Annotated in this window: 9 protein-coding genes; 8 read left to right on the top strand and 1 reads right to left on the bottom strand. The window is 72.8% G+C overall.

The window, feature by feature from the left end:
- The first annotated feature begins 32 nt into the window (after positions 1-32).
- The 8 genes from OG948_RS51205 (at position 33) to OG948_RS51170 (ending at position 9,429) form a co-directional block, all read left to right on the top strand.
- A complete protein-coding gene (locus tag OG948_RS51205; RefSeq protein ID WP_331771927.1) occupies positions 33-2,282 on the top strand; it encodes an iron-containing redox enzyme family protein in 2,250 nt (749 codons plus the stop codon).
- Positions 2,283-2,331: 49 nt separating this feature from the next.
- On the top strand, positions 2,332-3,417 hold the full coding sequence (locus tag OG948_RS51200; RefSeq protein ID WP_331771926.1) for a saccharopine dehydrogenase: 1,086 nt from the start codon (positions 2,332-2,334) through the stop codon (positions 3,415-3,417).
- Positions 3,410-4,570, top strand: coding sequence for a saccharopine dehydrogenase family protein (locus OG948_RS51195; protein ID WP_331771925.1), 1,161 nt, complete (start codon positions 3,410-3,412; stop codon positions 4,568-4,570). The genes OG948_RS51200 and OG948_RS51195 overlap by 8 nt, the downstream gene beginning before the upstream one ends.
- Before the next feature lie 70 nt (positions 4,571-4,640).
- Complete coding sequence (locus tag OG948_RS51190) at positions 4,641-5,975, top strand: ATP-grasp domain-containing protein (protein ID WP_331771924.1); 1,335 nt, start codon at positions 4,641-4,643, stop codon at positions 5,973-5,975.
- 5 nt (positions 5,976-5,980) lie between these two features.
- A complete protein-coding gene (locus OG948_RS51185) occupies positions 5,981-7,315 on the top strand; it encodes an MFS transporter (RefSeq protein WP_331771923.1) in 1,335 nt (444 codons plus the stop codon).
- Positions 7,316-7,619: 304 nt separating this feature from the next.
- Positions 7,620-8,093, top strand: coding sequence for an indole-3-glycerol phosphate synthase (locus tag OG948_RS51180; RefSeq protein ID WP_331773576.1), 474 nt, complete (start codon positions 7,620-7,622; stop codon positions 8,091-8,093).
- Positions 8,094-8,341: 248 nt separating this feature from the next.
- Complete coding sequence (locus OG948_RS51175) at positions 8,342-8,473, top strand: hypothetical protein (RefSeq protein WP_331771922.1); 132 nt, start codon at positions 8,342-8,344, stop codon at positions 8,471-8,473.
- A 347-nt stretch (positions 8,474-8,820) separates the two neighbouring features.
- Positions 8,821-9,429: a hypothetical protein gene (locus OG948_RS51170; protein ID WP_331771921.1), complete on the top strand. Its 609-nt coding sequence runs from the start codon at positions 8,821-8,823 to the stop codon at positions 9,427-9,429.
- Positions 9,430-9,572: 143 nt separating this feature from the next.
- Here OG948_RS51170 and OG948_RS51165 read toward each other — a convergent pair whose 3' ends face one another.
- Positions 9,573-13,748 carry a beta-ketoacyl synthase N-terminal-like domain-containing protein gene (locus tag OG948_RS51165; RefSeq protein WP_331771920.1) on the bottom strand — a complete coding sequence of 1,392 codons (4,176 nt, stop codon included), beginning with the start codon at positions 13,746-13,748 and terminating at the stop codon, positions 9,573-9,575.

Raw genomic sequence — 13,748 nt, 5'->3', positions numbered from 1 at the left:
CCGTGGACGACACCCCGAGGAGGAGGCCCAGGATGACCACCGCACCGCGTACGCCGGGCCGCGACCGTGGCTTCGTGCCCTTCGTCCTTCCCGACACCATCGACGCGCTGCCGCACCGGCCCTTCGCGTTCAGCCGCGCCGGCTGGGAGGAGGCCCGGGCGGCCACGCTCGCGGAGCCGAACGAGTTGTTCCGGCTCCTGCTGCGCGACCAGGAGTCGGAGTCGACGCTCCTGGTCGCCCGGCGCGTGATCGACGCCTTCCTGCCCGCAGGCGAGGACGGGACCCCGGACGCGGCAGCCGATGCCGATGCCGATTCGATCGCCGCCGAAGTGCTCGCCGTCCGCGACGAATCGGCCGCGGTCCTGGCGGCCCTGACCCGATCGGGCCCGCGGGCGCGCGCGAGCGCCCTGCGTGGGCGGGCGCCGCTGGCCCTGTCGGCCGGCTGCCGGCTGGACACACTCTCCCAGCCCGCGACCCAGCCCTCCGTCGTCGTCAACCGGCTCTTCGCCCACCATCTGACGCTGCGCGGCGGCGGCAACCCCGAGCGCGGCCAGGCCCAGCTGCGCCGGCGCGCGTTGGAGGGCGCGGGCGTATTCCTGCCGGAGATCGCCGCCGCCGACTTCCTGGACAAGGCCCGGGCCCGCCCGCTCACCGCCCTGCACGGCAGCTTCCACCTGGCCCTGTCCCGGCTGCCCGCCAACTTCCTGCCCGAGGTCTCGGGCGTGCACTACGCCTTCCACGCGCTCGGCGTGGACGACCTGCTCACCGACACCGCGCCGCTGCTGCCCGAGCCGGACCTGCGCGAGGTGCTGGCCGAACACCTGGCACTGGCCGGGCCGGCCACGCGGCGCCGGCTGTACACGGCCGTGCGGCTGACCCTGGACCTGGAGCGGGAACACGTCGCGATGCTCGCCGAACTCGGCGCCTGGCACGACAACCTCACCCTGGAGTCGACGGTCGCCGACATCATCGCGCGCCACGCCCCGCTCGCCGGCCGCCAGCACGGCGACGTGCGGATCGGCGGCAAGGCCCTGACGGACGTCTTCGGCGCCGCCCGGATCGACCTCGCCGGCTTCCTGGCCGACCTGCGCGAGTCCGGCCACCTGCGCGGGCCCGGCAACGGCGACTGCCGACTCCTGGACGCGATGCGCTTCGGCGGGCCGATGTTCGGGATCTTCGACGAGCACGAGGCGGCGACCTTCCGGGCCTGGGCGGCGAGCGTCCAGGCCGGCGAGCGGCCCGCCATCGAGCTCTCCCCCGAGACCGCCGGCGACGAGGCGGCCGGGCGCCGGCGGGCCGCGATCGCCCGCAGCGCCCCCGCCGACGTCGTGATCGACGAGGCCGAACCACGCGACCACCGCGAGTTGTTCCACCGCCTGGTCAACATCGAGAACTTCCCCAACACCCTGCCGATCGCCGCCGAGCGGGCCGAGCGCTGCTTCCGGGACGCGGAGATCCTGTTCGCGCACGGCGCCGGCGGCCGGTACACCGACGCGACCTGGTTCGACTACAGCCCACAGGCGCTGTACGAGCGGGCCGAGCGGGTCTATTGGGAGAAGCTGGTCGACCCGTACGAGCCGCTGCGCGAGATCCCGGACCGCGACGAGGTGCTCTTTCGGCAGTCCACCTACTACCTCACCTACCTCATCGACGGCGCGTGGCTGCACCGCCTCGGCAATCTCGGGCACGACGAGCGCGAAACCGACGCCATGTTGTTCGCCATCTACGCCGACGAGATGGGCAACGGCGATCTGCGCAAGAACCACATCACGCTGACCCACCGGGTGTTGGCCAGCGCGGGCATCCGGCTTCCGCACATTCGCGACGAGGCCTTCATCGAGCAGGACGAACTCCCGGACGACCTCTACGGGTTCGCGATCCAGCAGTTGTGCATGTGCCTGTTCCCGGACCGTTTCCACAACGAGATCCTGGGCTACAACCTGGCGATCGAGATGTTCGGCTCCGGCGAGATGCGGCTGCACGAGTTGCAGAAGCTGCGCCATCACGGCATCGACGACTGCTACGAGCAGGCACATCTGACCATCGACAACTTCTCCGCCGGGCACGCCAAGCAGGCCGCCGACATCATCGTCGGCTACCTCGACCGGGTGCGGCGCACCGTGGGCGAGGCGGCGGTGGCCGAACAGTGGCGTCGCGTATGGCGCGGGTACGCCTCCTTCGCGTACTTCCTCGAACAGCCGATGCTCAAGCGCATAGCCGCCGGCGACCCGCCCGCCGGCCCGGACACCCCGTCCCCCGGCGAGGCCGACCTGGTCATCTGAGTCGGCCCCGACCCCGCGAGACCACGAACCGGCAACCGGAGGGCACCACATGGCCGATCCCCACCCGCGCACGACCGACGTCCGGATCACGATGCGACACGAGGCGCGCGAGAGCGAGCGGCGGGCACCGATCGTGCCGGCCGATGCCGCGCGGTTGGTCGCGCACGGCATCACGCTCACCGTCGAGCACTCGCCGCAGCGCGCGTTTCCCATCGCGGACTATCTCGACGCCGGCTGCGTGGCCGCCGAGGCCGGTGCCTGGCTCGACGCCCCGGCCGCGGAGTTCGTCGTCGGCCTCAAGGAACTGCCCGCCGAGCCTGCGGCGTTGGCGCACCGGCACGTGTATTTCGGCCATGCGTACAAGGGCCAGCGCGACGCCGCGGCGCTGCTGCGACGCTTCGCGGCGGGTGGCGGCGCGCTGCTGGACATGGAGTACCTCACCGACGCGGACGGGCGGCGGCTGGCCGCGTTCGGTTATTGGGCCGGGTACATGGGCGCCGCGCTCGCGGTACTCCGGCATCGGGGACGGCTGGACCTGCCGCTGCGACCGCGGGCGAAGGAGGCACTGGATCGGGTGTTGCGCGAGACGTCCGGCGACACCCGGCCGAGCGTGCTGGTCGTCGGGGCGCTGGGTCGGTCCGGGCGCGGCGCGCGGGACGCGCTGGCGGTCGCGGGGATCGAGCCGACCTGCTGGGACGTCGCCGAGACCCGAACGCTGGACCGCGCGGCCCTGATGGATCACGACATTCTCGTCAACGCCGTGCTGGTGACCGCGCCGACCCCGCCGTTCGTGACCGTCGAATCGCTGCGGACCGGGCCCCGGCGACTGTCCCTGATCGCGGACGTCACGTGTGATGTCACCTCGCGCGACAACGTGTTGCCCATCTACGACGACACCACCGATTGGCGCGAGCCGGTCCGCGCGTTGCGCGACGTCGGCGACCCGCTGGGCGTGATCGCCATCGACAACCTGCCGTCGCTGCTGCCTCGCGAGGCCAGTGTCGCCTTCTCCGCCGAACTGACGCCCCATCTGCTGACCCTGGGAGAACCCGGCCAACCCTGGCAGCGCTGCCTGCGGGTCTTCCGCGACGCATGCGAAGCGAACGGCCTGGAAACGGAGAACATCCATGTCTGACGCGATTCCCGCCGACGGAACCGTGCACTGGATCGGCACCGGCCTGTCCACCGGCAGCGGCTTGCGCGTGGTGGCCGACCGGGCCCGGCGGCTGCTGGTGTGGGGCCGCACCGACACCAAGGCCGAGCGCTGCCTGGCCCGGCTCGGCCTGACCGACCGCGCCGGCGCCCGCGGGTACGATCTCGATCGGCTCGCGCAGGAGTTGCGCACCGGCGACATCGTGGTGTCGATGTTGCCCGCGAGCGAGCACCCCGCGCTGCTGCGGCTGTGCGTCGAGCACAACGCCCACTTCGCGTGCAGCAGTTACGTCTCCGAGGACATCCTGGCCGAGGCGGCGGCCGCGGCAAAGGCGGGCCTGGTCGTACTGACCGAGGCCGGCCTCGACCCGGGCATCGACCACCTGTTCGCCGACCTGCTGGTGGCCAGGGGTCGCGAGGTCGTCGGCGACGGCCCGGCCACGGTCGAGTTCACCTCGTACTGCGGCGGAGTGCCCGCCGAGCCCAACGAGTTCCGCTACCGCTTCAGTTGGGCACCGCGCGGGGTGTTGAGCGCGCTGCGCGCACCGGCCCGCTACCTCGACGAGGGCGTCGAGCGGGTGGTCGACCTCCCGTGGACGGCGACCCGTGCGCACGTGCTCGACGGCGAGACGTTCGAGGCCTACCCCAACCGGGACAGTATCCCCTATCTCGCCCAGTACGCCTTCCCGCCCGCCTGGCAGGCGCGCGTGTTCGTCCGCGGCACGCTGCGCCTGGAGGGCTGGTCGCGGGCCTGGGAGGACGTGTTCGCCACGGTGCGCACCGGCGACGGGGACCGCATCGCCGCCCTCGCCGACGAACTCGCCGCACGCCATCCGACCACCGACGCCGACCGCGATCGGGTCGTGCTCGCCGTCGCGCTCGACATCAGCGGCGCGAACGGCGCCTCCTGGCGCGGCGAATACGTCCTGGACACGGTCGGCGACGCCGAGGAGAGCGCGATGGCGCGGTGTGTGTCCCTGCCGCTGGCGTACGGCATCTCCGAGATCCTCGACGGAAAGACGCCCGCCGGCCTGCGTCAGGCCGCCCAGGGCGCCGAGGACGCTCGGCGGTGGCTGGCCTTCCTGAGCGCGAACGGCGTCGACTGGCGCTTCGACGAACAACGCCGGACGGGCTGAGCACCGGCTCGCCCCACGATCCACCGATCCACCGATCCACCGATCCACCGATCCAGGAGGACACGGAACCATGACCCAGGCACGACTCGAGTCGCGGGATTCCGCCGACCGGCCCAAGGCATTCATCCTGACCGGCTCGTTCCCCGTGATCCGCCGCAATCCGCTGTATCTGACCGAACTCTCCGGGCGCGGCCTGGAGATCCTGGTCATCACCGCGGAGTCCTACCGCGAGCAGGCGACGGCGGCGATGGCCGACACCTCCAACCCCGCCTCGCAGATCACCGAAATCGCCTACGTCACCGGTGACTTCACCGTGCAGGGCGCATTCGTCGCGGGCGCGATCGCCCGGACCGCGGCCTGGCGCGAGGCGTACACCATCGTCGGCGCCTACGCGGTGGGCGACTACCTCGCCGAGCCGACCGGCCTGCTCGCCGACGGACTCGGCGTGCGCTCGCCGGGCTTACGCGCCAGCCGCGCCTGCCGCAGCAAGTACCTCCAGCGCTGGTACGCCGCCGACCTGGGACCGGCGTCGCTGACCATTCCCGCCGGCGAGCGCGCGAGCGTCGATCTGGGCGCGGTGCGCTTCCCGGCCGTGGTCAAACCCGCCTCGCGCGCCTCCAGTTCCGGCGTCGAGACGGTCGACGACGTGGCCGCGCTGCGCGAGCGGCTGGCCGGCTACCCCGAGCACGAGGTCGTCCTGGTCGAGGAGAAGGTGCTGGGCCCGGAGTTCTCCGTGGAGAGCCTCGTCCAGGACGGCACGGTGGTCTTCGCGTCGGTGACGGACAAGGTCACCACCGACAGCCACACGCACACCTTCGTGGAGATGGCGCACAGCGTGCCAAGCGTGCGCGAGGACCTGCGCGAGGCGCTCGTGACGGCCAATCGGCGACTGGTGGAGGCGCTCGCGTTCGAGAACGGGATCGCGCACTCCGAGTGGCGGGTCGGCGACGACGGCCGCCCGCGCCTGATGGAGGTGGCCGCGCGCACCCCCGGCGACGGGCTGCTGACGCTGTATCAACTGGCCACCGGCCGCCCCTTGGAGCCGGAGATCCTGCGCGTCGCGCTCGGCGAACCGGCCGGCTACCCGCGGCCGCACCGCTACACCCGGCAGGTCTACCTGGAGCACCGGCCCGGCACGCTGGAGGACGTCGTCCTGGACTGGCCGGACGTACGGCCCGAGTGGATCGGCGACAGCGGTGTGTGGCCGGACATCAAACCCGGGGGGCCGGGCGACGAACCGACGCTGCGTGCGGTGCTGGTCCTGCGGAAGCGCGGTGCCTCGCTGGTCCCGCTCGCCGATTCCGACGACCGGTCCGTCACCTTCTTCATCGACGCCCCCACGCCCGACGGACTCGACGCCCTGGAGCAGCGCGTCCGCGCCGCCATCCGCATCGTCATCGGCTGACCGGCATGACCGACGTCGTCCACGAGGAGGACCACGACAGCGACAAGGCCGCCGTGGTGGCCACCTTCCGGCAGGCCTCGCTCCCGGCGAAGACGCTGCTCGCCGGCGCGTTCGTCAACCGCCTCGGCGCCTTCCTGAACATCTTCCTGGTGTTGTTCCTGACCTCGCAGGGCTACTCGGACGGTCAGGCGGCGTTCGCGCTGGGAGTGTACGGCGGCGGCGCCATCGTGGGCGTGCTGTTGGGCGGGGCGCTGTCGATCAGGCTCGGCGCGCGCAACGCGAGCGTGCTGAGCATGGTCGGCGCGAGCGTGCCCCTGGCGGCCATCCTCTACCTGCCCTCGTTCGGCCTGATCCTGGTCGCGGTGGCCCTGGTCAGCCTGGCCGGGCAGCTCTACCGTCCGGCGTCGGCCACCCTGCTCTCCGACCTCACCCCGGCGAACCGCCAGGTGATGATCTTCGCGATGTACCGCTTCGGGCTGAACCTGGGCGCCACCGTCGCGCCGCTGTTCGGATTCGCGCTGTACAACCTGGCGGGCCGCAGCTACGCCCTGGTCTTCTGGGTCGAGGCGACGATCGCGCTCTTCTACGCGACCATCGCGTGGCTGACGTTGCCGCCCCGATCCGCCGAGCCGGGCGCGGCGGGCGCGCCCGTCGCCGCGGACGCCGACGGGGAGGAAAGCGCACAGGAGGCCGATCGAGTCGGGCGGGGCGGGTATCGCGCCATGCTCCGCGATCGTCGCTACATGCTCTACCTGACCGCGATCTTCTTCTTCGGGGTCGTCTACGTGCAGTACCTGTCCACGCTGCCGCTCGACGTCAAGGACAGCGGCGTGGCGATCTTCTGGTACACGCTGGCGGTGTCGCTGAACGGCTTCATCGTCATCTCGTTCGAGTTGCTGGTGACCAAGTACGCGCAGGCGTGGTCGCAACGCCTGACCATGGCGTGGGCCCTGGTCCTGGTGGGCGTGGGCGTGGCCGTGTACGGACTGCCGCTGGGCCCGGCCGTGATCCTGCTCGGCACGCTGATCTGGTCCGTCGGCGAGATCCTCGGCGGTCCGGCCACCACCGCCTATCCGGTGGTCGCCGGACCCGCGCGTCTCAAGGGCCACTACATCGGCGGCTTCCACTTCGCCTGGAGCCTGGGCGCGGCGGTCGGACCGGTCGTGGGCGGGTGGTTGTTCATTCGCTTCGGGCACCAGGTGTGGCCGGTACTGACGGTGGGTTCGGTGTTGTCGATCGTGCTGGTGTTGGTGTCGGTGCGGGACGAACCGGCGGCGGAACCGGTGGGTTCCGATGCCGCCGACGCGTCGAGCGCCCCGGCCGGCGCGTCGGGCGGGTGACGGGGGGAGCGTGTGACCGGGTGACCGAGGGCGGGCGTTGGTCGCGGCCGGGATCACCGTGTTGTCGTGGGCCTCGGCGTTCGTCGTCGTGCCGATGTCCTGGGCCCTCCTCGACGCGGTGCCCGAGCCGGTGGTACCGGCGGGCGGCGCGCTGTGTCCGACGGGGGTGCCGGTCTCCCGGCGCGGACCCACGCCCGAGGCGTCGACGGCCGTGCGCGAGGGAATCAGCGGATCGAGGGCGGGACGTGTCGCTATCGTTGCGTACCGTCCGTGCCCGTCCGGGTGCGCCGAGGGAAGGCTCATGGTGTTCACAAGCGTTCTGATGGTCGAGCAGCCGCTGTCCGCGGCGGACGTCGAGCTCGTCACCACCCTCCACGACGAGACGATGTCCTTCGTCGTGCTGATGCAGCCGCGCGGCAACGAGGACCGACTGCTGCGCTCGATCGACGACGTCGCGCTCGGAGAGCTGAAGCAGGCGGTCCACGAGGCGGACGAGCCGGAAGGCGAGGGAGCCGAAGGGCCCGCCGCCCTGGCACTGGAGCACTCGCTCCGAAGCCTGCGGGAGGCCGGCAGTGAGGCCGTGGGCCAACTCATCGAGGGCCACCCCTTGGACCTGCTTCGATCCGTGGTCGACCAGACGCACGCCGACGAGGTGATCGTGCTGACCGCCCCGCACCTCGTCGAGGAGTTCTTCCACCGGGACTGGGCCAGCCGGGCCCGCCACAAGGTGGGTGTTCCGGTGCTGAAGCTGTACGCCCACGACGACCAGGAGGAGTGACCCGGCACGTCCGCGACGGCGGCGAGCCGAACGGACTCGCCGGTCGCCGCCGCCCGCCCCGGCACTACGGCTGCCCTCGCCGGCGCCGACGGTGGGATTGTTCAAGATCCTTTCCGGGGCGCCGATTGTCTCGGTGTGAATTTCTCGTTCCCGATTTCAAGGGCCTCCGGCCGCATGTGGCGGCTCCGCTTCGGCCCGTGCCACCGGCACGCCGGCGACGTTGGACGGGGGTCGTCGTGGCGGTCGCCGTGACGTCCGTTCTGGTGACGGGCTCGGCGAGCCCGAGCCCGAAGCGGCCGGTGACCTCGCTCGCGTCGGCGAACAGCAAGCAGGCGGCGGGCATCACGCTCGACGGTGACCACCTGACCTCGCGCGGATGAAGGCCGTACTGCACGGGAGCGCGGGTGCGGTACGCCTGGCCCCGGCCGCCGCCACGCGCATGCGCACCGCCCGCACGGGAGCGTTGGCGGCGCTCCCTCGCGGGCAACGCGTGTACGGCTGGAACCAGGCGCGGGGCCCGCTCAAGGACCATCCCCTCACGGGATCTGAACCCCCGCGCGATCGCGCCGGGTCGGCGGCGTCGACGCGGGTCGACGCCGCCGACCGGGCCGGCCGTCCCGGAGCCGTCGGGCTCCGGAAGCGGTGCACGCGGCGTCTCCCGCGCCGCGGGGCGCACGATCGCGACCCTTGGGACCCGGGTCCGGGCGCGGGTCACTACGCTGCCGTCATGTCCTCGCCCGAGCCGGTCCTGCCGCCGTGGATCGAAGGGGAGGTGTGCGGGTACTGCCCGTCGCTGCGCTTCGCCCCCGGCGAGTTCGACGTGGCCGGCCGGCCGGACCCGGCGTGGCCGTGGCGCCCGGGCGAGGGGCGCCGCATCGACGCCGAGTCGGGTGTGGGGGTGTGCGTGCATCCGCACAAGGTCCGCTTGCCGGTGGGCCGCTGGGGCAGCGAACGCCGGGCCCCGGACCTGTCCGCCTGGCACGCTCCCGAACCGGACACCGCGCCCTCTCGGGACCCGGAACCCGCGCGGCCCGCCGAGCCGGTCACGTTGTCCCCCGGCCTGCGACGCCTCCTGCGCGGCACACGTCCCACCGCGCGCAAGCCGCGGCGCGACGAGCGGCGTCCTCCGGCGGTACGGCCCGCCCCCTCGGTACCCGGCCTCGTGCTGCCGGAGGTCCCGGCCGACGCCGACCGCCTCGTTCCATGGCTGCGCGAGGTGCTGGGCCGTGCGGAACCCGACCGGTTCGCCGACGTCCTCGACGCGGCCGAACACGCCGCCGCCGCGACCCACCCACCCGAAACCATCGTCGCCGCGCTGCGCGACGCGATGTCCTAGCCACGGTTCATCGCGCGGAGCGCGGCCGGGGCTTCGGAGCCTAATCGAGTGCCGGCGGGACTCGGACGTAGAACACACGCCGGTGGGCGGGACCCCGAAGGAATCCCGCCCACCGGTGGGCCTCGACCGCGCGCGGGCGCGGGCTACGGCCGGTTCTCGACCGTGACCGTCTCGTTGTCCGAGTGCACCAGGAGTCGGTGCTTCCGGTCCGGTTGGTCGGCCATCCACGCCACCTGGTTCGGTACGTCGACGACCACCCGGGCCGGGTGTTCGCCGTGCGCGCGGGCCACGTGCTCACGCATCGCGACCTCCTCCGCGTGCAGTCGGGCCGGAGCCCCGACCGGCAGGCCGTAGACGTAGGCCAGCCCGCCGGTCGGCCAGTCGGCCTGCTCCAGTACCGCCCGGTCCAGCCGGCTGGCGCCCCCGACGACCTGGGACATGCTCATCGCCGGGGCGTATCGGCGCTCCAGGAGGAAGGCCCGCCGATCCGCGCCGGATTGCAGCTCCAGCACACTCGGCGGCGAGACCATGCTGACGTTGCGGAACGCGGCGCACAGCCGATCCCCCGCCAACACCTGGAAGTCGACGAAGAGCAGATCACCCTCGGCTCCGGCCGGACGGGCCTCCACGCGCAGTTGCCCCTCCGTGGGGAACGGGGCGAACAGGTCCATCCGGACCAGGCCGTGTGGATAGGGCACCACGTTCGGCCCGACCTGGGGATAGGGCAACCAGAACACCCGATCGGCGATGATGTGCGTCGCCGCGTCGAGCAGCCCGGGATGGGTGAACGTCCCGGGGACGGAACCGCGTCGCGCGTCCAGGATGCCGACCGCGCCGCCGCTGCCGTAGCCGACCTCGGTGAGGTACTGGAAGGCCGGGCCGTGCGGCAGCCGATTGGTCAGATACGGCAGTTCCGCGCGCTGGGCATCGGTGAGCGGCGGCAGCGGAGCCGGCGTTTCGGGCCGATCGAAGGTGATCGTCGCCTCGGCCACGAGCTCGAACCGGGACAGCGCCTCGTTCCGGGCCGGCCGCCACATCAGCAGGCTGACGTGTACGTCCCGGTCCCGACCCGCGATCGGCTCGACCCTGGTGGCCAGACGGGTGAGGCTCACCACCGGGATCCAGCGCTGGAGGCGCAGTTCCCGCAGGCCGGTCGCCCGGAGACCGGTGTGCGTGCTCGCCGCCTGGAAGAGGTGGTCCACCGTGCACATCATCGGCAGCACCGGCAACGTCCAGGTGGGGCAGTGGTCCAGCACCCACGGATCGTCGTCGGGGCTGACCACGAACTCGCGCTCGGCCGGGCCGCGTTGCGGCGTCGGCATCGGCGCGGCGACCTCGGCGACCGGTTCGGCCGGTTCGGCCGGCCGCACCGGGGCGATCGAGACGACCGGAGGCACCGGTTCCCCCGATCCCACCGGGTGCGGTACGGGTGCGCCCGCCTGCGGCACATGCGGTACGGGTACCGCCGCCTCCGACGGATACGGATCCCGGAACGCGCTCGCGACCTCCAGCAGCGCGCGGGCCGCCCGCTGCTGCATCTCCAGGAACAGCAGGTGGTTCTCGTGCCGAGCGTTCAGGAACTGCAGATGCGACCTGCCCACGAGCCGCTGGTGGGCGCTGAGCGCGGCCGGTACCAGGCTTTCCTCGACCGACACATGGCTCGGCGGCGAAGGAGGCGGGGCCGCGGCCATGGCCGGGACCGGGACCGTGGCCGGGACCGGGACCACGGCCGAAGTCCGGGCCGGCGCTTGTGCGCCGGCACCGATCTCGACCGCCGGCACCGCGCGGGCCGCCGGAAGCGCCACGAGCTCGCGCGCCGGGCGCGCCTCCTGGAGCCGGAGCACGGTCCTGAGGTCGAAGAACGCGATGCTGGACAGACGCCGGGCGGGCGTCTCCCCTTCGGCCCTGCGGCCCAGTGTCGCGAAACCGGTCTCGGCCGGGGCCGTGTCCCCCGCGTTCAGGACCAGCTCGGCCGGCGGCGCCCCGAGCGCGGCGACACTCACCTTCGCCCGGGTCAACTCCGGCCGTGGCACTGCCACGGCGCCCAAGGTGGGCACACTGCGGTGGTACAGGGCCACGGTCGCACAGGCCACACTCAGGAGGCCGGCGGCACAGTGCGGACGACCGAACAGACCGGACGGATCCAACCGGTCGGACCGGTCCGACTGCGCGGGCACCGATTCGAGGTCGCCGACCACCAGATCGACGGCATCCGACGCCGCCGCTCCGTCGGCCGAGTCCCGGTCCCGGCCCTGCGGTTCGATCACGGCGAGGACGGGGTCGCCGTCCCGACGCGCGTGGTCGAGTCGCTTCAGGGCCAGCACCACGGCCGCGTTCCCCTCGGCTCCGGGGAGTCCGAGGTCACGGACGACCGCTCGGTGGACCACCGTGGAGGCGAGGTCGACCGCGCCCACGAGTGCCGCGTCGCTCGCCCCGCTGCCGATCGCGTCGACCGCCATGTCGAGCGCACGGATCCCGGAGGCCTCCTCGGCGCAGACCGCGACGCTGTGGTCGGTCAGCCGAAGTTGCGCGCTGATCCGGTTGGCGGCGATGTTGCCCAGGCCCCCGAGGGACCACGGCGGACAGTTCAACGGGTCGGCGACGCGGTCCTCGGAGGACGCCTCGGCCGCCGCCGACCGGCGGGCCTCCAGGGTGGTGCGGTTGTGCCAGACCGAGAACTCGGCGTGCACGGTCGCCGCGCCCACGCCGACGAGCACCATGGTGCGCTCCTCGGGCAGTTCCAGCGCGCGGGCGGCGTCGCGGGCGGCCTCCAGCACCAACAGGTGTTCGCCCGAGGTCTGGAGCATGTCGTTGGGCGGCATGCGCAGGCCGTCCACGCGCAGTTCGACCGTACGCGGCGGTCGCAGCCTGGGCTCGCCCGCCAGCAGGGCGTCGACGAAGTCGCCGGTGGTGTCGCCGTCACCGACGCGGGCGCCGAGGCCGACGACCGCCACCTGGTGCCGGCGGCGCGCGGCGGGGCCGGGCACGGCCACGCCGGGGAAGGAGACCGACGCCCGGTCGGCGGTGTTCCAGGCGTCCACGACCAGGTGGGCGTTGACACCGCCGAAGCCGAATCCGCTCACCGCGGCGCGCCGAAGACCCTGCCACTCCTCCGGCCGGGCCAACGGACGCAACGGTGTGCCGCGCATGGCGTCGATGGCCTCGTCGGCACCGACGGTGGGCGGCAGCGTGCCGTGTTCCATCGCGCCCAGCACCTTGAGCAGCGCGGCGCCCGACGCGGCGGTGAGCGGATGGCCGAGGTTGCCCTTGACCGAACCGACCGGCAGGTCCGTACGTTCGGCGAAGATCCGGGCCGCGCAGCCCGCCTCCACGGTGTCGCCGACCGCGGTGCCGGTGGCGTGGCACTCCAGCAGGGACACCGTCTTGGGGTCGATGCCCGCGGCCTGGTAGGCCAGGCTCATCGCGCGTTGTTGCCGGCCGCCGTCCGGGACGAGCATGCCGCCCCGGCCGCCGTCGTTGGTCGCCCCGATGCCGCGGATCACACCCAGGACGGGCACGTCCGCGGCCAGGGCGTCCTCCAGCCGCATGAGGGCGACCATGGCGGTCCCCTCCGCGGGGACCAGACCGTCGGCGTCCCGGTGGAAGGGCCGGGAGCGTCCGCTGGGGCTCAGTGCCCCCAGCCGACCCATGCCGTGACTGATGATCTCGGGCGCGCCGCCGTTGAGCGCCCCGGCGACCATCAGGTCCGCCTGCCGGAAGGAGAGCTTCCGGCAGGCGAGTTCGATCGCGTACAGCACCGACGCGCAGGCCGCTTCCAGGACCACCGCGCCGGCGCGCAGCTCGAACGCCCGGGCCACCAGCTGCGCCGGAAGCCCGAAGCAGAATCGGCTCGCCGGGATCGGCGCGTGCCGGTCGTGCCGGGGCCATCCGGCCCGGACCTCGGCCGGCTGCGAGCGCAGCCAGACGTCCTCGGCGTAGGCGGTCATCGACGTGGTCGGGCACGAGATGTTGCCCAGGACCAGGCCGGCGCGTGACTGCAGGCCGAGCCGGCCGACCTCGGCGAGTGCCTGTCGGGTCGCGTGCATGACCCAGCGGACGGTCGGATCCAGGCCCATGACCTGTTCGGCGTCGATGGCCAGGCCGTTCGGGTCGAAGCGCTCCTCGAACCCGGTGACATGGCCGAACACGGTGCTCGCGGGGTCGGCCCCGCTCCAGTCGGGTCCGGCCTTCGAGCGCCCGATGGAGAACGGGGTCAGTCGTACCGCGCCGGAGACCACGGTGTCCCACAGTTCGGCGGGATCGTTGGCTCCGGGCAGAACGCAACCGCGTCCCACGATGGCGATGGCGGGAAAGTTCAT

The sequence above is a fragment of the Embleya sp. NBC_00888 genome, assembly GCF_045207655.1.
In the GTDB taxonomy this organism is placed as follows: Bacteria; Actinomycetota; Actinomycetes; order Streptomycetales; family Streptomycetaceae; genus Embleya.
This window is presented reverse-complemented; position numbering and strand designations above follow the sequence as displayed.

Coding starts and splice junctions, on each gene's coding strand:
- OG948_RS51165 (WP_331771920.1), bottom strand. CDS start 13,748: ATGAACTTTCCCGCCATCGCCATCGTGGGACGCGGTTGCGTTCTGCCC.
- OG948_RS51205 (WP_331771927.1), top strand. CDS start 33: ATGACCACCGCACCGCGTACGCCGGGCCGCGACCGTGGCTTCGTGCCC.
- OG948_RS51185 (WP_331771923.1), top strand. CDS start 5,981: ATGACCGACGTCGTCCACGAGGAGGACCACGACAGCGACAAGGCCGCC.
- OG948_RS51170 (WP_331771921.1), top strand. CDS start 8,821: ATGTCCTCGCCCGAGCCGGTCCTGCCGCCGTGGATCGAAGGGGAGGTG.
- OG948_RS51200 (WP_331771926.1), top strand. CDS start 2,332: ATGGCCGATCCCCACCCGCGCACGACCGACGTCCGGATCACGATGCGA.
- OG948_RS51195 (WP_331771925.1), top strand. CDS start 3,410: ATGTCTGACGCGATTCCCGCCGACGGAACCGTGCACTGGATCGGCACC.
- OG948_RS51190 (WP_331771924.1), top strand. CDS start 4,641: ATGACCCAGGCACGACTCGAGTCGCGGGATTCCGCCGACCGGCCCAAG.